The following is a 17192-nucleotide window of genomic DNA, read 5'->3' as shown; positions in this document are numbered from 1 at the left end:
AGCCTGCGTCATCCGCCCGTCATCGTCTGACGGGGTGTCTGCCCCCGGTGCTGCCGAGATCAACAGCGCCGGTTTGCACGGGTTCTTCCTGGTCAACGATGTTTCCCGGTCCCGAGAGATCCTTGAAACCCTGCAAGCCCGTGCCTGGACCGAGGGGCTGGCATGGATCGCATTGAGCAAGAGCGGTGCCCAGCTCGTCCGCTCTGTTGTCGATATTTCCGTGGGATCGCCCGAGCGTCTGATTTTCGAGGCCCCGCCGATCCTCGAAACTCCGGTGAGACGGCAAGCCCGAAAGCCGGTCATGCGGGAAGGCTATGCCCTGACGGCCCCGCAGCTCACACCGGTACAGACTGTCCAGGCGCAGGAAGCCGAGCGGGCCGCACGCCATGAGATCAGCCCGCAGGCCGCCGAAGCCGAAACCGCCTATATCGAGGGCCGCGCCCAGGATGACGCCAAGCGCACCGGACGCCCCCTTGAGGAAGCCCGCCAGCATGTGCGGCGCATGTTGCAGGGCACCGTCCTGGCCGACGACCACTTGTTGCAGCTCAAGGATGGCTCTTACCTGACGGTTGCCGAGATCCTCGATAGCCCCGACCTGTGGGACCGGCAGTCTATTCCTGATCCTGTCGAGGGTCTGGCCTATGGCAGGGACAAGGCCACGCTGCTGTTGAAGCCGAGACCGGGCAAGGCCAGTGACAAGCCGGTCCTGCTGTCTCACGCTCATGGTGTCCGAACCCGCTACACCTTCGCCAGATATGAGGCCCCACAGAAGGAACGCCCCCGAAAGGAAGATATCGCCCCTTTCTACCCAGCCCCCGCCGGTGATCGTGAAGAACAGATAGACGCTCATGAGGCCACGTGCCGAGCGTGGGGCTACAGGGCAATTCCGGCAATGCAGGCCATTGCCTGGGTGCGGCAGCGGTATGCAGAACTGGACACAGAAGCTACCGACCACAAGGCGCAGCAGCGTAAGATCCGCAAGGATGCCCAACGGCGTTTCGGGTTGGACTTCCTGCCCGCTGCCCGCGTGACGAAGTCCACCCCCCTGCCCCGCTTCATGCTCACGGGTGCGCAAGGCGTCGGCAAGACGACAGCCCTTGTCGGGCCGAACGGCGGCACACCCCAGCCCGGTGTGCTGCACGAAATGCGCGGGCTGGTGCCTCTCATGCTCCTGCCTGATCATGGCATGGCCAGCGAGGCGGCACGTCGATACCACGCCAACGCTCCCGATGACGCGCCGCCCCATATCGCCATTCGTGGCCGTGGTGCCCCCGATCCGACCGCCCAGGGCGAGAAAATGTGCCGGATACCGGATATAGCGCGACGGATCGTGGAGAACGGCGAGAGCGTGAAATCTGCCCTGTGCGGGCAATGCCCGTTCAAAGAAATCTGCGGGTATCTAGCACAGGAAGCCCGCGTGCGGAGGCTTGCCGAAGATCCTGCGGGCTTGGTGATCTTCGCGCCCCACGAATATGCACAATTCCCCCTGCCCGCTAACGTGCGGCCCGATGCTGTTGTGTATGACGAACGCCCGCGCGACATGGGCGTAGAAGACGTCACCCTGAGTTTTGACGCCCTGACGGAAACTCTACCATTCGAAGGTGGCGAGGCCGCCGTCGGACGGTTTGCCGAGACCAGCGAAAAAGCCGACGCGGCGCAGGCGCAGTTGCAGTTTATCCGCCCGTTGCGGATCGCCCTGCGGGATGCGGCGCAGAACGCCCCCGATAGGATCATGGACTATCTGCGGCACCGCGCCCAACAGCCCGTGGATCGCAATATGATCGAAGGTGCAATTTCTGGCCTGTCCTACTTCGAGAGCAAGGCCACGGGCCGGGTAGTCCGGCAGGTGATGCAGGAAGCGTCCTTTGCCGAGCTGGGCGGCAAGCCCTTCAATGTCGAGGACCGGTTGGAGCGTGAGATTGCCAAACTGGTGCCAAAGGTGACGCGCCAGCTCCGCACCGTGTTCAAGGCGCTCTTGCAGGAGATCGACGGGACGCACGAAGCCTCTGCCGGGATCGTGGCCAGTCGCGTGCCCGTGCGGCGTGGTTCCCGTGAGCTGGTGCAAGGTGTCCGCGCGGTGCTGATCAGAGAGCAACGCCACGTGGACGGCGTGCCCTTCCTTCACCTGGACGGAACCGGCGACGCGGATATGTCCCGGCTGATCTTCGGAGAGCTGGACCACTACCACCACCCGGTTGAGCGCAACGCCCGCATTACCCAGGTGACAGGGGCCGATTTCTCGAAAACCTACATCACGGGCGTGGACGCCAACGGGAAGCCTTGGACCGGGGATTGGCGGCGCAAGTCACAAACCCTGCGGGCCGACCTGATCGCGGCTATTTCCCGCCTGCCCGATGTTGCCGTGTTCTCGAACAAGACAGTCCGCAAGGCGTTGGGGCTTGAGAATGACCCACTGGCCGGGCATTTCGGCGCGCTACGGGGCCGGAACGATTGGGAGAACTACAGCACCGGTATCGTGATCGGGCGAGAACAGCCCGCGCCCTGGGACGTTGAGCGGATCGCTCGTGCCTATGCTGCGAAGGCTGGTGACACCTTCACCCCTGCCCGGCGATATAGTGACAGCGCCCGAGGTGTCCGCGGCTATGACGGCACCGCTGATGTGTTTGAGGTGAAAGCCCACCCCGACCCGTGGGTCGACCGTGTTCTGCGCCAGATCCGCGAAAAGGAAGTCGAGCAGGCGATTGACCGGCTGCGGTTAATCCACAACAAGACACCCAAGGAGATCTACCTTCTAAGCCCTGTCGTGATCGACTGCACCGTGGATCGCGTAATGTCCTGGCAGGACTTCCGGCAAGGCGGAACGCGTGTCGAACGGGCCTTGAAGGTTCACGGCGTCTTACCTCTCAACGGGCAGGAATGCGCCGCCCTCCTGCCCTCGATCTGGAACAATGAACGCACCGCGAGACGTGACCTTGTCGACCGAGGGCTTAACCGGACATTTGGTAATAAGAGAATACTATTTACCGAATGTCCGGCTAAGGAATTGACGGTTTGCAGCTACGTGACCCCTGTAAAACAAGGGCAGAGAAGGACTGAGCGCGCGGCGGTGGTGGCTGGCCCGCCAGATAAGGCGCGGGAGTTGTTGGAAGCCCTCACAGGGCCGCTGGATGCATTCGAGGCGCTGGAACACCTGACGGACGTTCAGGCCACGGCAGAGGCCGCGGAAGCCGCGAGAGACGCTGCAGAGGCCCGCGAGGAACGGGCCGCTATCGCAGAACATGACGGCGGGCTTAGCCGCGAGAATGCCCAGCGTGTTGCCGCCGGCCTGCCTCCCCTGCCCGATCCGATCCAGCCCGAACATGTGCGCCCCCTGCCCAAGCCCGAGATCCCGAAGGCGGCCGAAGTCATACCCCTGCGACGACGACAGACAGGGACATGATCGAATGCCGCCGCATTGGGATAATCAGCAACCATGAGCCCGCAATCCATGATTGGCAATAAAGAAGTAGCAATGAGCAAAAGGCCAACATCGGTTGACTATGACAGCCCGCCCAGGATTGGGACGCGCCACGGCGGCGCCCGGCTCGCGCGTGTCGAAAATGGCGTGGATCGGTGGGGCAACCGGATCGCGGTGCTGCACTGGCGGCAGCAGAACGGCGAGACCACTATCACGGGTCTGCGGGTCGACAGCTCCCGTGGCCCCAGCCGCAAGGTCTGGATCTTCTGAGGGGTAAAATATGATCGATACTCAGCAACAAGGGGTTAGCAATGACTGAAAAGGTGCCAGAGAAGACGGCGGACAAGACGAAGCCGAAGAGACCCGACAAGCCGAAACATGACCTGTTTTCCTTCAACACGGAGGGCGACAACCTGAATGTGACCCAGCACAGCGACGACGCCTTGCAACGGATCTACGGCAGCGAAAGCGAGGCGGTGAACGAAGGGCTATTCATGCAGGGGTACATGACCCTGAAGACTGAGGAGGTTCAGCCGGGCACGAAGGACATGCGGGGATTCCTCCCGGCAATCGTCCGGGACATCGCCCCGCGTGACGGAATCGAGCGGATGCTAGCAGTGCAGATGGCGACTACCCATGTTGCAATGATCCGGCAGGGCGGGCGCATGGCGAATGCCGAGCAGCTACCGCAGTTCGAAGCGCACGAGCGGGCTTACAACAAGCTGGCCCGAACATATGCCGTCCAGGTCGAGGCCCTGAGGAAGCATCGCAGCGGCGGAAAACAGACGGTCACGGTGCAGCATGTTTCGGTGTCGGATGGCGGGCAGGCTATCGTCGGCAATGTCGAGACTGGGGGGAGGGGGAGGGCCACCGATGAAAGATGACGGGAACCCCATGCGTGCGGCCAATCAGGCGCCCAGGTGCACGGCACATTCGAAGCGGACGGGCGAGAGGTGCAAGGCCCCGGCAGTCAACGGCTGGACGGTGTGCCGGATGCACGGGGCAGGGGGCGGACACAAGGCAGGGCCGTCACACCCGTCATGGAAGCACGGCATGAGGTCACGCGAGTGGATTGAGGTCCGGAAATACATCAACGAGCTTACCCGCGAGGCGCGCGAGATAGAGACGCGGATCGAGGCTGAAGGCGCTGGAGTGGGAACCGTGCGCCGAGCGTAACCAACGACAGAGAACCGGAGGTTTGCCCAAGCAGGAAGTTGCTGGCCGCGATGAACATAATCAACAATTGTGGTTTGCCGATTATTTATTATCTGGTTAGGCGATACATATTTGATAGTTGCCGATATGGAAGTGTCGGGGAGGGGAGCTGTCGGGTGGAAATCGCGCTGAATAGAAAGGCGCGCAAGATCAAGGAAAACGACATTGCGACCGGATCAGATACGAGCAGCACGGGCAGCGCTTCGGTGGTCCCAGGCAGAGCTGGCACAGCGGGCCGGGGTGCACACAAAGAGCGTTGGATATTGGGAAAGTCGCGATGGATCGGAATCGACCGTGGGCGCAATGCCCAAGATCTCAGGGCAATCGCGTTTGGCTCAGGCGGCGGAGGGAATCGGTGAACCTTTGGCTGAAGAGCTGCGTTAGCAGGGGTCTTGATTCAGAGCGAAGCGCCATAAATGTCTATATTTTTGTCTAATCAGTCACCAACTTTCGCCTTACACCGCCTAATATCCCCTAAATTCGGACAAAAAATGACATCTATCTATATATGGTTTTGTCTGGCAAATCTAAGTGAGACAACCAAGGATCACGTAGATGCCATTCAAACCAGATCTCCTCCGAGAGAAGCTCAAAGCCGCAGGGAAGACTCAATCCTTCCTTGCGAAAAAGACTAACAGGACGGAACGCACGGTGAGCCGATGGCTCAACGGAAAGAACCCGCCCAAGGATAAGGACCTGAAAAAAATCGCCGACGCCTTGGGTTGCACGCCCCAAGAGTTCGACCCCAATTTCGCAGATGTTGGCAAAGGCGATGTTCCCATCCATGCCCGGATATCGAACGCCTCCCACAATGCATACGAAATACTGAACAGGCGCTATGGTACGTCCCAAAGGGATATCATTGAGGCCGGCCCGGTTCTATTTTCGATCGTGGCCGCACTCGGGCTCAAGATCCCAAGCGACGACGAAGCCTTGGGCAATGAGATTAGACGGCATGGCGGGACGCCTTGGTATGGTCGAGGCCCCGACATCTCGGAGGGATTTGATATCGACATGGCGGCCAGCCAAAACCGAGAGTGTTTCGGCAGACTACCCCCTCCCGATACCGCAAGCCCTACACGCAACCTGTTCTTCGAGGCCGTACTGAGGCTCAGTGATAATCTCAAGGATACGGTCGATACTGAATACCTTGTGACGCCGGCACCTGGTGTGCCCATATCTGCCGCCGGGTTCAATCCCGACGTTGATTTCCTCAACCTCATTACCGGCGGCGACACGGATCTGATCAAAGCCGTGATCTACGGCAAGGTTCGCCTGTCGAAATGCCTTGAGGAGCATGAGCAGAGCAAGGACAGGACGCTCGAGGCATTCATAGCCATTCTGCGCCGCGAGATGGCGCTAAGCGATCGAAAGGCAGTGGAGAGGCGCGAAGCATGGCACGCCTCATACAAGGATCGCCATCCGGATATGGCGCATGAATTCGATCAGATCGTTGAAAAATACTGCCGCGGCAACGGCCGGGAACACTTCTGGTCCGATCCGGAGCTGGATGAGGAGCTTCTACCCGAAGAACAAAGGGTTCGGGTAGAAAGGCAGCAGGTGGAAGGAAAGCATGGCGGCCTGAAGATTATCCCGCCCAAACATAGCACCATCCTGATGCGTTTCATTAAGCTGAAGTTCCACCGCGCCGAGGACTGGAGGGAGTTCGAGGAGGCGTACGATGAGTGATCGGTTCGCCCTGGACACATTCACTTTCAGCGATCACGCCACGACCCGGATGGCTCAACGCGGAATCCAGGAACAGTTCCTCGAAATTCTCCTGATGTATGGCTCCCGAACCGATGCTGGCGGAGGGTGTGAGCAGTATCGCCTCCTCGACAAGACGGCACGAGAACTCAAGAAGAGGGGCCATGAGAGCCGACCGCTTGAGGCCGCCGCCAGAATCCGGGCCATCATCGCGCCCGGAGGCATCGTTGTGACATGCTTTCATCGAGACCGGGAGGAGGGCAGGCGATCCCGGAGACGTCCACGCAGATCTTCCAGGCGGAAGGAACACGGATGGTTCCGGGCAAGGGAGGTTTGACATGGCGTCTGTCAATATCGATCCCAGCGATCTGGTCGGTGACTCAGAGACAACTCTCGTTCTTGCAGAGTTTGGAGAAGACCCAGAGCTGCCCCAAGCCCGTATCTTCATCGCCGGGCTGCAGTACTACGACTACAATGCCGTCGATGACATCCTTGGACGCATTCGGCCAAAGCGCGGAGACAGGCTGCAATTGGTGCGCCAGCCCGAAAACCCATACGACGGAAATGCGGTGGAGGTCTGGTGGCGGAACGGGAGATTGCAGCTCGGACATTTGCCGAGGGACGTGGCCACGAAGGTCGCACCGCTGATCGACGCCGGAGATGCCATCCGCTGCTATGCCGTGAACTCCGGCAACGGGGAGAGTTGGTCGGTACAGGCGCTGCTCATCTCGGAGCACCTCCCGGAAGAGTTGTCTGGCGGGTGACACTCCCCTGAAAACACCCCCAACCCCAAGTAACCGAAGGACGGTCCAACCATGCCCATCCTCAGAACCAGCAAGTTTCATCATGCAAGAACGCAATACAGGGCAGATGCCGGAGGCTTTACCTTGCTTCGCCTGACCTATGGAAAGAATGGCGGCGCAATCAAGACCGCAACCGCCGGAGATCGTGGAAGCAATCCCGCTTATCCGGATCGGGACCGGCTGATTTCGGCCATGAGGACCGCCCTCAATTCGATGGGGATCAAGGCTCACGTCGAGATCAGGCGGGACAGCAGTCTTCGGTTGTTCGGCGAGATCAGCGGCGAGGGCTCGAAGACCGACTTTATCGACCTACTGGGCAAGTTGGTCGGCGTCGTAGGCCAAGTTCTTGGCCTGCAGAGCCCCCTAAGGGATCGTGACCGTCCCGGAAACCGCCTGTCATCAATCCACAGCTAGCAATCCCGCTCTTTGCTTCATTCATCAAGCGATCGTTCCTGGTCAACACCTAGGCCCATATTTTCGACACCGCCTACGCGCGCGAGGATGCGCCCGCCTACCAGACGCGCCAGAGAATTAAGACTAGGAGAGCCAGCACCCCCCAAAGCATCCGAGAGGTCTTCCTATGATCGGCGTCGATGACAATCATCAATCCGCCGACCGCCGCTAAGGCTTCGTCGTGGTTCTTGCGGACTTCTTGAGGGGCAATCGGATCTTCAGGATAGTCCTCTTGTGCCTTGCGGATGATGTCATTCACTTGTTTATACAACAGCTTAATGTCCGGGTTGGCCATATATCAGATACCTCCACGGCTGAAGTTGCTTATCCACAATCAGCAATCCCGTTGCGCTGATCGACTATGATCGCTTAGGGATAGAGAAACGACACCGCAAGAAGCGGGCAACGGGCAGATACATGGGCATGTTCGATCTTCATGATTGCCAGATAGACGCCAGCTATTCTTGGCGTCCGGAGTTCGGGGATAACAAACCGCGCGTCAGGATCGCGATTTTTCCTGATCGCCTCACGGTCACCGCGTTTGAAGACGCCAGCGAAGAACTGACGCGCGGCATGACCCTCTTTGCTGGTGATCCATCAGCGTCCTGGCGCGATGTCGTCACCGCAGTTCTCGACAGCGAGGAATACTACACACTGAACCCCGACTGGCCATTCAGCACCACTATCGTAGGGCCCTTGGATCTCATCTTCACACCGGACGGGACCACCGCTCTGAAGATGATTGCCTTGGCCTGGTTGGGTGCTGAATGGACGGAAGCTGTGAGATTCCTGCTATCGCACTCCGATGACGACATCGCCCATCTGGACCGCACAGGTGATCTCCTCGGCCTGATCAATCGTGCCAGTTCAGAAACGACCGCAGCTTTCGTAGAGCCTTCGGGGGACTTGGGGGCAGACGAGTTCTTCCATGCCCTGCTGACAGCCCTGCTGGCTGGAGAAGGGGTAGAGCCCGCAGCCGATCACCTGATAGCGGAGCACTGGGAATGAGTGGGATCGTCGCCTTTTCGAGCCTGAAGGGCGGGGTAGGCAAGTCTACCCTCTCAGTCAGCGTTGCGGGCGCACTGGCCCCGCACAGCGCCCTGATAGACGCAGATCCGCAGGCCACGGCAACAGCCTGGGCCGAAGCCGACAACCTGCCTTTCCCGGTCCTGACGGCGCCGCTCACGGGGCAGAATGTCGAGGCGTGGATTGCCGAGGTGCTGGCCGTGGAAGCCCGATATGTCGTGATCGACCTGCCGCCGATGCTGGGAGCAGCGACCGCCGCAGCCCTGGCGATATGCGATCTTGCAGCGGTTCCGGTGACGCCTTCCGGCGCTGACCTGAAAGCCACGAACCGGACCATTGCCATGATCGAGGAAGCGCGGGCAGCTCGTGGCGACGGCAAGCCCCGCGCCCTCATGGTCCCGAGCAAGGTCGATCGGCGCACGGCGGCTGGGGCCGAGATCGAGGCGGTGCTGTTCGATTACGGGGAACCTGTGTCCCCGCTGGTGTCGCAGAGGATCGCCCACGTGGACGCCTTCACGGCAGGCCAGTGGATCGGGGACTACGCCCCAGGCACATCAGGGCATACCGAGATCAAGACGCTGGCGAGCGTCATCAAACGCGTATTGGACAAGGCATGACAGACCTCAGATCGATCGTTGCGGCCCTCACCTTGGCATTCCCCTCCCAGGGTATTTGTCAGACGTGGGTTCCGTCCCCGGAAATCTCATCAGCCGAGCTGGCAATACTAGGCTGGGAGATGAAGGGATCTTCGGCAATGTCCATGCCGGATGGCCAGCAGGCGGTGGTGACATTCTGGAGCGGCGAGGGGTCGGATGAAGGCGAAGATGTCTTCATCACGGTGCGGTGCATCACGTTCTTCGATGCCAACTTCCAGCAAACCGGAGAGGTGTGTGCGCAGCCGAGCGCCGCCCGAAACTGATCAAGGGGAGACAACGACATGGCAGCACGTCAGAGCCTCAAGGCCAATGTTGCAAAGCCTGCGCCGAAGGACGCGGGGGAGGCCGCGAAGGTGGCGCAGCAATTGGCGAAGAATGCCCCGGCAGCACCCGCCCAGGACGATGAGACCGAATTTGAAACGGTGTCCTTCAACCTGCCCGTCGATCTGATCGAACTGGTGCGCGACCTGGCCGACGCCCGCGTGAAGAAGATCCGGCAGATGCAGCGGGCGGCGAAGAAACAGCCCGGAGGATGGCAGGGACCGGAGGCCCGCCGATCCGCGTCTGCTGTCGTGCGTGAAGCTCTGGAATCGCACCGGGCCGTGTTGGAAGCCGAGCTGGAGAGACTAGGCAAATGAAAAGAGGGCTTAGGACAGAAAACGGTATAGAACTCGTCGTTCGCCAAGCAGGTTCCTACATGCCGGGAGAGCCTCACGGTGAATTCCTGGACACGTGCTTTCTTGATAAAGTCTCAGTTGGGCACCGAGGGGGACTTGTTGTGAAGGCATACATTGGCGGCGCACAACGAGGATATGCTGCAACAATCACTGTAACACCGGAAGAGATCGCCGCTCACCTTCCAGATATGCTGAAAGCTCGGATCGAGCATGAAAGAAGAACCGCCATGAAAGAGACGGTAAAATAGTCTCATGTCATGGTGGAACATCACTGCTCGCGACCCGTTTATCCTTCTCACGATCTTTTCGGTGTGGGCGCGGGCACAGTGAACTGCTGTTACTGCAAAGCTGATGTTTCCCCTGATGCGCATACCTGCCCACAGTGCGGACAGCCTTGGCCGGGGCATGATGGCGGGCGGCCGCTATGGGATAAGCTGGGGCGCGTAGTCGCCTTCTTGCTCATCTATGCGATCATTGTGGCAGCTGGAGTCTTGTGGCTAACTCTCAGTGATCTCTAACCGTAGCGGTATGAGATGGTGGGCGATCCAGCCTCTGTCTTCAGGACGGGCGAAAACCTCGAAAGGCCCAGAACAGCCCACCACCGATGGCCAGCAGCCCGAGGCTGACACCAGGGCCGATAGCTGCGAACGCCTTTAGGTCATTGGCCGCCCATCTATGTTGGCGTTCAGCACTTTCCTGCGCCTCTGCCCGCGCCTCGTCCAACTCTTTGGTTGCCAGCCGAACGCGGGCGCTTGCTATTGCCGCGTGACGCTTTTTCTCGATCTCCGTGTTCAGATTGTCTGGGGGTGGCGCGCTGGCATTTTCTTCGGCCCTTCGGAGTCCTTCCACTGCGACGGCTAACTGCGCAGTCGCTAGATCAGAAGCCGAAGGAGGGGTGGATAAGACCGAAACTGCCTGATCGGGTCGCATGGCGAGAAACCAAGCCCCGACCCACAAGATCGACAGCACAAGCCACAGGCGGAATAGACCGCGCGCCCAATTCACCGGACTGCGCCACTTTCCAGAGCGGCGAGACGATCCAGCACGTCCTTATCCGTGCGGCTGGCGATGTAGAGCAAGGCAAGGAACCAAATGCCGGGGATCAGGCACAACAGGAACCACCCGACAGATAGACCCTTGCGCCTATGCATGGGCCACGCGATGGCGGCAAAAACTGCTGTTATCAACAAGAGCGGAACGAACTGCATGAAAGCGTAGCTGTAGGAGGTTTGATCCATGATCGGGAACCTTTGCAAACGAGGACGCTCGTAGCGTTCCCGGATCTGGCACAGGCTGGCAATGACGCGGATCAGCGCCCCTGTTTCTCTACGTGAACGTACCCTGGAGTTCCGTCGCCGGATAAAAATCCAGACCGAGCTGTCGGCTCCTCAGGCAATTTCCACGGCATTCGCGACATCACCAGACTCGATCAGTTGATGCACTCGATCTTGATGTCGAAATGCCTCATCAGGTTCGGCACCTCGTTCTCATCGTAGAGAATGCCTTTCACGGAGAGACTCCTGTCCTCGTCGGCTTGCCCGATCCACTCCCAATCGCCACGTTCGGAGACAGAGTTGATGTTCAACTCTTTGGATTTGAAGCTTACGGTGCGACCGTTTGTGAAATCGAGCTCGAGGAGGTCGTCTCCGAACGGATGGTTCAGCCAGATCATCGGCCGATTCTTCGCCATCACCACCTCGACTGGGTAGGTTTCGTCTTCCGTCATGTTTGTCTGGACCATGGGCGATTCACCGTCTTTCAGAGAGAAGACGTCTAAGCCAAGGTGAGCAGACGCGCTCCGGACCACCTTCCCAAAACAGACTTGCCACTCGGTGTCGGCAAGCTCCGGCTTTATGCGCTCGATTTCCGCCTGCTTCGCCTGTAGTTCAGCATATTGTGCCGCAAGATCTGGGCGTGCTGCAGCGATTTCGGCCTGCCTCGCGTCAAGTTCGGAAGTCCTTCTTTCGATGTCCGTATAGGCCTTGTTCACCCTTTCTTGGAACCACGCCTCGAACTGGCCTTCGAGTTCGGTTCCTGGAATGACAATGGTTGCCGCTATCCGCTTGTCTTTCGGCAATGCCAGGTAATCGGACAGAGTGCGTTCCGGCAGAATGTAACAGCTGCCATACCCGCGATAGAATTCACAGGACACCTCCCGATCAGCTAGCAGTTCGCGAAGGAAGTCCTCGGCCAGTTCCTGTTCTTCGGGATCGGTGATCTTGGGCGCGTTCCTTAGGGAAAACATGGCTCCGCCCGGCGTTCTAATCGTGTCATAGTCGACGATTTCGAGGCCTGTGCCTTTGAAACTGTCTGCCGGGGCCGGAGCAGGGGGCATGATTGCCAGTGCCGCAATCATGATCTTCTTCATTTCGCCTCCCATCCTTGCTTTGGCGTACTGCTCCTCAAGGGCCAATAGTGACCCGGTGAGTGTATGTGCGCAACGCATATGCCGTAGGGGCTACACCATAAGTTTCGACTTCCATCCACCTGCGGTCTAGGCACCCTTGACGCTCGCGTCGGTTGCGGCGTTCTCTTCATTTTCTTCTAGAGTCTTCTTTCTTCAGAGCGTTCAACAATCTGAATTTGAAGGAGGATTCGTCTGAACTATTAGGAATCGGGCAACGGTCGCTTAGGAATCGGGCGGTTGTCCCTTAGTTCTCGGGCGGTTCACGCTTAGGAATCGGGCGGTTGGGGCCGCTGATGACTGGGGACACAAAACCTTGCGTCCGTCGCGAGTCTACTCTTAGCTGTGGTCGAGCTGCCAGCTAATGGAATCCCCTGTGTCGGAACCGAGCCGCCCCAAAACTAATATTACGCGAACGCTCGACGTGGTTCCTAATCCAGGCGAGATGGTGAAGCCCGCCGAGCTGGTCGAGGTGAAGGGAGCGGCGCGGCTCACGCTGGCTGACAGGCGCCTATTCAACGTCCTCCTGCGTCACGCCTTCGGTCCCGATCTGGCCACGGAGAACCGGCGCTTCGAGATCCCGGTTGCCGAGCTGCGAGAGACGCACGACAGCAACGATCGGCTCGTGCAGAGCATCGAGGCCCTGATGACCACCGTCGTCACGATAAAGCGCCCTGACGGCTCGACAGACCGTGTGCAGCTTCTCGGCTGGAACAACCTGGCGGACCCGAAGCGGCGGCGGGGCACGTTGAAGTATTCGATCCCGCCTGAGCTGGCCCTGGCCCTTAAGGACTCCACCGTCTTTGCCAAGCTGGAACTGGAAGTGTTGCGGTCGTTCACAAGCAAGTATGCCCTCGCTCTCTATGAAGCTGTCGCCCGCCGGGTAAGGTTGAAGCACGTGATGACCGAGCGTTTCAGCCTCGAGGACTTCCGCGAACTCTTAGGCGTGGAACCAGGCAAGCTGACGACCTACGGCAACCTCAACCAGTATGCGATCAAGCCGGCGCTCCTCGAGGTGAACGCCCTGTCGGACGTGATTGTCAGCGTTCTACCCGAGAAGAGGGGCAGGCGTGTGACCGGCGTACTGATCGGCTGGGAAGCGAAGGACATTGAGGGCCGTAAGGCCGCGTATCAGGAATTGCAGCGCCCGAAGGTGGGACGAAAGGCGCGGATTTCGGGCACTGTCGAGGTCGCATTTCCACCAGAGGTGTTCGAATAGTTATGGAAGAACTAGCTTGGGTAGTTGGTATCCTTGGCGCGCTTTTCTTGCTTTTTCGCTTTCCGCGTCCAAGCCTGATCTTTATCGGGGGGCTGGTTACCATTGGCGTATCTGTCGCCGGCTTCTTCTACGTTCGAGATCAATTGGCCAAGCAAAAAGCCGCAAAAGTGGAAGCATCCGTAGCCTATGATCTTGAAAGGTGCAGCCCTGAGTATCCGTTGTTCATTGGGATAGTGAACGACTCTGCCGACACCGTCGAAGATGTCTCATTTGGCGTTGAAGGCCATCACGCAGCGTATAGCGACCCGCTCTATAACAGCGGTTATCTCGGTTACTCCTCTGATCGGATCATAGCCAGTGGCGAGGGATGGGGATCTTGCTGGACTCTGCCCCCGCAAGCTTATGGCGCGTCTGAACAACGGATTGCTGCCAGTCCACCCGAAACCTTGGTTTGGACCGTAAAAAACGTAAGCCCGACTTTTCGTGAAAGATAGGCAACCGGGTGAGCCACGGGACGCCACCGGATACCATCATTGAACATGACGGGGCCGCGCCTTCCCCTGAGCAATGGATCTATTCCGAGTCGTCTTGCGAGGGATCGCGGGTCACGTTCCAAAGGACAATCAGCACAAGGCCGACACCATAGAACAGCCACAGCCCTTCCCCGGTTAGAACCCTGATCCCTATCAACAGATTCATTTCGCCAATCAGCCCCATGAAGCAGATGCACCAAATGAACATGAGAACGGACAGGACTCGATTGAGGCCCGCCCGCACGGGGTCAGCGCCCCTGCACTTGGGCGAGCATAGCGGCAGCGCTTTCCTTCACCTTCACCTGCCCGCCATACCGCAGCACCATGCGTTCCGACTTCCAGCCGCCCGATTGCTGGATCTGTGGCGTGGTGGCCCCGACCGTCATTGCATCCTGAGCAGCTCCGACGCGGGTGCTGTGGGCGCTGTAAACGGAACCGCAGCGGCGTTTTAGAATCTCGGTCACGTCCCGCGTACCGATGGCCGGGTTTTTCGCATTGAAACCGAGCGGCGGGAAAAGCGGGTCATTCTTGCCCATGCGCTCATGCGAGAGAGCTTCCCAGGCGCGAACCCATGCCATGATCCGGGCATATGTCGAAGCGCTTACAAAACGGAAATCACCTTCGCCTTCCTGGTCTGTCTTGCTGCGGGCGATGAATGCCGAGCTGTTGCCGTCATCGTCCTGCTGAATGTCCCGCAGCCGGAAGGCCACCAATTCAGACGCACGGGCGAAGGTGTCATAGGCGAGGCAAATCAAGGCGGCGTCCCGCAGGCTGTCGAGATCGTCACCCATGAGATCCAGCGCCTTCTGGATCGTGGACCATCGGAGCGGTTTGGCCTGATCCTGACGAGTGCCCTTGTCGCGGCGCAGCCGGCGCAGCGCGAGGCGAACAGCATTGGTCGCCCCCGGCGGGGTGAGATCGACGGCGCGGTGCATGTGGTCGATAGAGGACACGTAGCGAGAGACGGTGGCAGGCTTCCTGACTTCGCCCATTTCCCGCACGAAGGCGGCGAGGGTCTGCGGATCGGCGGGAACAGCGACGGCCCCGTGCTTTTCACACCATGCCGTAAAGATCCTGGTATCGGACGCGATGGCCCGTTCCGTGTTTTTCGAGAACGCCCCTCGCGACATCTCTGCATAGGTCGCAAACCGTTCAGAGAGATCCGAAGGAACCGTGACTGCCGGTTGCTGAGTCTGCGTGGCAGAGGTCAGGGCGTTCGTCATTGATCAACCTCGCAGCCAAGCGCTGACAGCATGTGACGGGCTTCATCTACCCTGAAGGCATCTGAGATCTCGCTGCGTTGCTGGATCGTCGCGCTGCGCGGCGATATCCCGGCTTCTTGGAGAAGTTGGTCTTCTAGATCGCGCGGTAGCTCGAGCAACGCACGCGCTGCCTGGTACTGCTGCCCCATGACGTAGCCAATCATGAACTCTCTGCTCATCGACCCTACCGGAAAAGGATACGTTTCTTGGGGAAGCGTCTCGGACAGCATTTCGTATCCCACGCGGAACCAATGTGACTGCAACTCGTCCTTCTCGAGGACACTAGCAAGGTGGGCACAAGCCACCGCGTCAAAAGCGAGCCCCGTCCGTACAGGCTCTGCTTGGCTTGCCAAAGTCGAAGCCAGAAGAATGGCAGAAGTGGCCCAGGAACGCATCATCACCTCCGATAACTGTAATTATCGGATATGAGAGTTATGGATATATTGCAAGGATGTCCCGCATTGATAGTTGGCAATTGTGGATTGCTTGCCGTATGGCCGTTAGCTGATGCAACGGGTAAGGGCCGTTAAACCGGACACGGCTGCGAAAGCCACAACCTGTTGTGGGCCGGTTGGGCTGAAACCGCCCTAAGTGCCGATCCCCACAGCAATTCGTGGTTTGCCGGCCTTCCGGTGCTAGACACGCACGCGCCCGGCTCTTATCATTCGCCGCATGATCGACGCGACTTTGGCATTCGCAAAAGAAAAGACCCCTCGCTGTTGGCGCAGCGAAAGGGTCTTGAATGTCAGCGCCCGGTGGAAGCCGGGGCTTCGATCTGTATCAAAGAAGGCCAGTGCGGCCACCTCCTGCGCTGAGGATACACACGTTGTGATTCCGCACGCAACAGCGTTCTTATCCCGCAAAGATAAGGGCGCTCTGGCGGTGGCCCGCTGGTCTCAACTGGAAATCCAAACGGAACCATTGAGGGCAGCAGTAAATGGCACATCGCCTCCCCCTTCCTGAACTCCCCGGCGTCCTGATCGAAGCCGGTTACGAAACCCCGACCTACCGCACCTTGTACGAGGCTGCGCGGGATCGCCGCTACCCTGCCCATCGTGGCAAAGGTGGTCGCTGGACATTCGACCCGCAGGACGTTGGCGTGATAGCCGATCGTCTCGGGTTACTGGCACATGTCGCGTAGGGCCGGAATTGAGAACGCCGCCGCAAGGACGATGCGACGGCGCTCAATGCCATTCTTCGCATGGTATCGGATGCGAGAGGCGCGGCACGGCGAATATACCCCAGCGATAGCGGTGTAGAAAGCCTAACAGGCCAAGCGCAGTTAACCCTTTTCACGTCAGCCCGCAGGCCGCTCTGCAAGCGGTTCAGCGTCGAGGCTGGCAAGATCAAGAAACAGGCCGTTGCCGATCTATATGACGGCACCGCCAAAACAGTTGCGGCCCCGACAGCCGCAGACCTGAATGCCCTGTTGGACGGGCTGAACCACCGGCAAGCCGTGTCGGCTGGCATCCTGGAACATGGACAGCGGGCCAAAATTACGACCGCTGCAAAAGAAGGCCAAAGCGGAGGCACCTCACGATCCCTGCGCAACTTCACCTTCCCAGCAGCCCCTGGGTGGTTGCTTTGGGACTATGACGACAAGACCATGCCCGGCAACGTGCGGGCGCGTGTCGAGGCTTTAGGCGGGCCTGTGCGGGCGTTCCTGCGCCTGTGGCCCGAGGCCAAGGGTGCAGCCTGCGTCATCCGCCCGTCATCGTCTGACGGGGTGTCTGCCCCCGGTGCTGCCGAGATCAACAGCGCCGGTTTGCACGGGTTCTTCCTGGTCAACGATGTTTCCCGGTCCCGAGAGATCCTTGAA

The 17192-nt window shown here is 59.4% G+C and carries 22 protein-coding genes; 17 read left to right on the top strand and 5 right to left on the bottom strand.

The genetic code is table 11. The features are described from left to right. Positions 1 to 34 precede the first annotated feature (34 nt). From EU800_RS27025 to EU800_RS23595, 9 genes are all read left to right on the top strand, one after another. Positions 35 to 3400, top strand: a complete 3366-nt coding sequence (locus tag EU800_RS27025; protein ID WP_207209984.1) for a hypothetical protein — start codon at positions 35 to 37, stop codon at positions 3398 to 3400. 72 nt (positions 3401 to 3472) lie between these two features. Then, positions 3473 to 3688 carry a hypothetical protein gene (locus tag EU800_RS23630; RefSeq protein WP_129635957.1) on the top strand — a complete coding sequence of 72 codons (216 nt, stop codon included), beginning with the start codon at positions 3473 to 3475 and terminating at the stop codon, positions 3686 to 3688. 41 nt (positions 3689 to 3729) lie between these two features. Continuing rightward, the gene (locus EU800_RS23625; RefSeq protein ID WP_129635956.1) at positions 3730 to 4302 is read left to right on the top strand and encodes a hypothetical protein; all 573 of its coding nucleotides are present in this window, start codon (positions 3730 to 3732) and stop codon (positions 4300 to 4302) included. 169 nt (positions 4303 to 4471) lie between these two features. Then, complete coding sequence (locus EU800_RS29000; RefSeq protein WP_256369789.1) at positions 4472 to 4594, top strand: hypothetical protein; 123 nt, start codon at positions 4472 to 4474, stop codon at positions 4592 to 4594. Between the two features lie 204 nt (positions 4595 to 4798). After that, positions 4799 to 5017, top strand: a complete 219-nt coding sequence (locus tag EU800_RS23615) for a helix-turn-helix transcriptional regulator (RefSeq protein ID WP_242500774.1) — start codon at positions 4799 to 4801, stop codon at positions 5015 to 5017. 171 nt (positions 5018 to 5188) lie between these two features. Further along, the gene (locus tag EU800_RS23610) at positions 5189 to 6322 is read left to right on the top strand and encodes a helix-turn-helix transcriptional regulator (RefSeq protein ID WP_129635955.1); all 1134 of its coding nucleotides are present in this window, start codon (positions 5189 to 5191) and stop codon (positions 6320 to 6322) included. Further along, positions 6315 to 6677: a DUF4258 domain-containing protein gene (locus tag EU800_RS23605; protein ID WP_129635954.1), complete on the top strand. Its 363-nt coding sequence runs from the start codon at positions 6315 to 6317 to the stop codon at positions 6675 to 6677. The genes EU800_RS23610 and EU800_RS23605 overlap by 8 nt, the downstream gene beginning before the upstream one ends. A gap of 1 nt (position 6678) precedes the next feature. Then, positions 6679 to 7104: an HIRAN domain-containing protein gene (locus EU800_RS23600; protein ID WP_129635953.1), complete on the top strand. Its 426-nt coding sequence runs from the start codon at positions 6679 to 6681 to the stop codon at positions 7102 to 7104. A 51-nt stretch (positions 7105 to 7155) separates the two neighbouring features. After that, positions 7156 to 7557, top strand: coding sequence for a hypothetical protein (locus EU800_RS23595; protein ID WP_129635952.1), 402 nt, complete (start codon positions 7156 to 7158; stop codon positions 7555 to 7557). Between the two features lie 97 nt (positions 7558 to 7654). On the opposite strand, the gene EU800_RS23590 is transcribed toward EU800_RS23595, so the two are convergent. After that, the gene (locus EU800_RS23590; protein WP_129635951.1) at positions 7655 to 7891 is read right to left on the bottom strand and encodes a hypothetical protein; all 237 of its coding nucleotides are present in this window, start codon (positions 7889 to 7891) and stop codon (positions 7655 to 7657) included. A gap of 128 nt (positions 7892 to 8019) precedes the next feature. Between EU800_RS23590 and EU800_RS23585 the strand changes: the two genes are divergently transcribed. The 5 genes from EU800_RS23585 to EU800_RS23565 are packed head-to-tail and all read left to right on the top strand — an operon-like array spanning position 8020 to position 10203. Continuing rightward, positions 8020 to 8604: a hypothetical protein gene (locus tag EU800_RS23585; protein ID WP_129635950.1), complete on the top strand. Its 585-nt coding sequence runs from the start codon at positions 8020 to 8022 to the stop codon at positions 8602 to 8604. Next, positions 8601 to 9239 (top strand): ParA family protein, encoded by a 639-nt coding sequence (locus EU800_RS23580; protein ID WP_129635949.1) that lies wholly within the window; start codon positions 8601 to 8603, stop codon positions 9237 to 9239. The genes EU800_RS23585 and EU800_RS23580 overlap by 4 nt, the downstream gene beginning before the upstream one ends. Beyond that, positions 9236 to 9541, top strand: coding sequence for a hypothetical protein (locus EU800_RS23575; RefSeq protein WP_129635948.1), 306 nt, complete (start codon positions 9236 to 9238; stop codon positions 9539 to 9541). The genes EU800_RS23580 and EU800_RS23575 overlap by 4 nt, the downstream gene beginning before the upstream one ends. 18 nt (positions 9542 to 9559) lie before the next feature. Continuing rightward, a complete protein-coding gene (locus EU800_RS23570; protein ID WP_129635947.1) occupies positions 9560 to 9916 on the top strand; it encodes a hypothetical protein in 357 nt (118 codons plus the stop codon). Continuing rightward, entirely contained in the window at positions 9913 to 10203 is a 291-nt protein-coding gene (locus EU800_RS23565) for a hypothetical protein (RefSeq protein ID WP_129635946.1), read from the top strand. The genes EU800_RS23570 and EU800_RS23565 overlap by 4 nt, the downstream gene beginning before the upstream one ends. A 753-nt stretch (positions 10204 to 10956) precedes the next feature. Here the strand turns inward: EU800_RS23565 and EU800_RS23560 are convergent. Both EU800_RS23560 and EU800_RS23555 read right to left on the bottom strand, forming a co-directional pair. After that, a complete protein-coding gene (locus tag EU800_RS23560; RefSeq protein ID WP_129635945.1) occupies positions 10957 to 11193 on the bottom strand; it encodes a hypothetical protein in 237 nt (78 codons plus the stop codon). 191 nt (positions 11194 to 11384) lie between these two features. Next, the gene (locus tag EU800_RS23555) at positions 11385 to 12323 is read right to left on the bottom strand and encodes a hypothetical protein (RefSeq protein WP_129635944.1); all 939 of its coding nucleotides are present in this window, start codon (positions 12321 to 12323) and stop codon (positions 11385 to 11387) included. A 481-nt stretch (positions 12324 to 12804) separates the two neighbouring features. On the opposite strand from EU800_RS23555, the gene EU800_RS23550 reads away from it, so the two are divergent. After that, positions 12805 to 13578, top strand: coding sequence for a replication initiation protein (locus EU800_RS23550; protein ID WP_165354819.1), 774 nt, complete (start codon positions 12805 to 12807; stop codon positions 13576 to 13578). A 2-nt stretch (positions 13579 to 13580) separates the two neighbouring features. Continuing rightward, positions 13581 to 14072, top strand: a complete 492-nt coding sequence (locus EU800_RS23545; protein ID WP_129635942.1) for a hypothetical protein — start codon at positions 13581 to 13583, stop codon at positions 14070 to 14072. Between the two features lie 287 nt (positions 14073 to 14359). Here EU800_RS23545 and EU800_RS23540 read toward each other — a convergent pair whose 3' ends face one another. Beyond that, positions 14360 to 15334 carry a tyrosine-type recombinase/integrase gene (locus tag EU800_RS23540; RefSeq protein WP_129635941.1) on the bottom strand — a complete coding sequence of 325 codons (975 nt, stop codon included), beginning with the start codon at positions 15332 to 15334 and terminating at the stop codon, positions 14360 to 14362. Further along, positions 15331 to 15768 carry a hypothetical protein gene (locus EU800_RS23535; protein WP_129635940.1) on the bottom strand — a complete coding sequence of 146 codons (438 nt, stop codon included), beginning with the start codon at positions 15766 to 15768 and terminating at the stop codon, positions 15331 to 15333. Before EU800_RS23535 ends, EU800_RS23540 begins: the two co-directional genes overlap by 4 nt. Before the next feature lie 806 nt (positions 15769 to 16574). Between EU800_RS23535 and EU800_RS23530 the strand changes: the two genes are divergently transcribed. After that, positions 16575 to 17192: hypothetical protein (locus tag EU800_RS23530; protein ID WP_129635939.1), on the top strand; the 618-nt coding region annotated here is incomplete at its 3' end.

The sequence above is a fragment of the Tropicimonas sp. IMCC6043 genome, assembly GCF_004146235.1.
GTDB lineage: Bacteria > Pseudomonadota > Alphaproteobacteria > Rhodobacterales > Rhodobacteraceae > Tropicimonas.
Note: the sequence above shows the minus strand (reverse complement) of the source record. Positions and strands in the feature narration are given on the sequence as shown.

Coding starts and splice junctions, on each gene's coding strand:
- EU800_RS23630 (WP_129635957.1), top strand. CDS start 3,473: ATGAGCAAAAGGCCAACATCGGTTGACTATGACAGCCCGCCCAGGATT.
- EU800_RS23625 (WP_129635956.1), top strand. CDS start 3,730: ATGACTGAAAAGGTGCCAGAGAAGACGGCGGACAAGACGAAGCCGAAG.
- EU800_RS29000 (WP_256369789.1), top strand. CDS start 4,472: ATGAGGTCACGCGAGTGGATTGAGGTCCGGAAATACATCAACGAGCTT.
- EU800_RS23610 (WP_129635955.1), top strand. CDS start 5,189: ATGCCATTCAAACCAGATCTCCTCCGAGAGAAGCTCAAAGCCGCAGGG.
- EU800_RS23605 (WP_129635954.1), top strand. CDS start 6,315: ATGAGTGATCGGTTCGCCCTGGACACATTCACTTTCAGCGATCACGCC.
- EU800_RS23600 (WP_129635953.1), top strand. CDS start 6,679: ATGGCGTCTGTCAATATCGATCCCAGCGATCTGGTCGGTGACTCAGAG.
- EU800_RS23595 (WP_129635952.1), top strand. CDS start 7,156: ATGCCCATCCTCAGAACCAGCAAGTTTCATCATGCAAGAACGCAATAC.
- EU800_RS23590 (WP_129635951.1), bottom strand. CDS start 7,891: ATGGCCAACCCGGACATTAAGCTGTTGTATAAACAAGTGAATGACATC.
- EU800_RS23585 (WP_129635950.1), top strand. CDS start 8,020: ATGTTCGATCTTCATGATTGCCAGATAGACGCCAGCTATTCTTGGCGT.
- EU800_RS23580 (WP_129635949.1), top strand. CDS start 8,601: ATGAGTGGGATCGTCGCCTTTTCGAGCCTGAAGGGCGGGGTAGGCAAG.
- EU800_RS23575 (WP_129635948.1), top strand. CDS start 9,236: ATGACAGACCTCAGATCGATCGTTGCGGCCCTCACCTTGGCATTCCCC.
- EU800_RS23570 (WP_129635947.1), top strand. CDS start 9,560: ATGGCAGCACGTCAGAGCCTCAAGGCCAATGTTGCAAAGCCTGCGCCG.
- EU800_RS23565 (WP_129635946.1), top strand. CDS start 9,913: ATGAAAAGAGGGCTTAGGACAGAAAACGGTATAGAACTCGTCGTTCGC.
- EU800_RS23560 (WP_129635945.1), bottom strand. CDS start 11,193: ATGGATCAAACCTCCTACAGCTACGCTTTCATGCAGTTCGTTCCGCTC.
- EU800_RS23555 (WP_129635944.1), bottom strand. CDS start 12,323: ATGAAGAAGATCATGATTGCGGCACTGGCAATCATGCCCCCTGCTCCG.
- EU800_RS23550 (WP_165354819.1), top strand. CDS start 12,805: ATGGTGAAGCCCGCCGAGCTGGTCGAGGTGAAGGGAGCGGCGCGGCTC.
- EU800_RS23545 (WP_129635942.1), top strand. CDS start 13,581: ATGGAAGAACTAGCTTGGGTAGTTGGTATCCTTGGCGCGCTTTTCTTG.
- EU800_RS23540 (WP_129635941.1), bottom strand. CDS start 15,334: ATGACGAACGCCCTGACCTCTGCCACGCAGACTCAGCAACCGGCAGTC.
- EU800_RS23535 (WP_129635940.1), bottom strand. CDS start 15,768: ATGCGTTCCTGGGCCACTTCTGCCATTCTTCTGGCTTCGACTTTGGCA.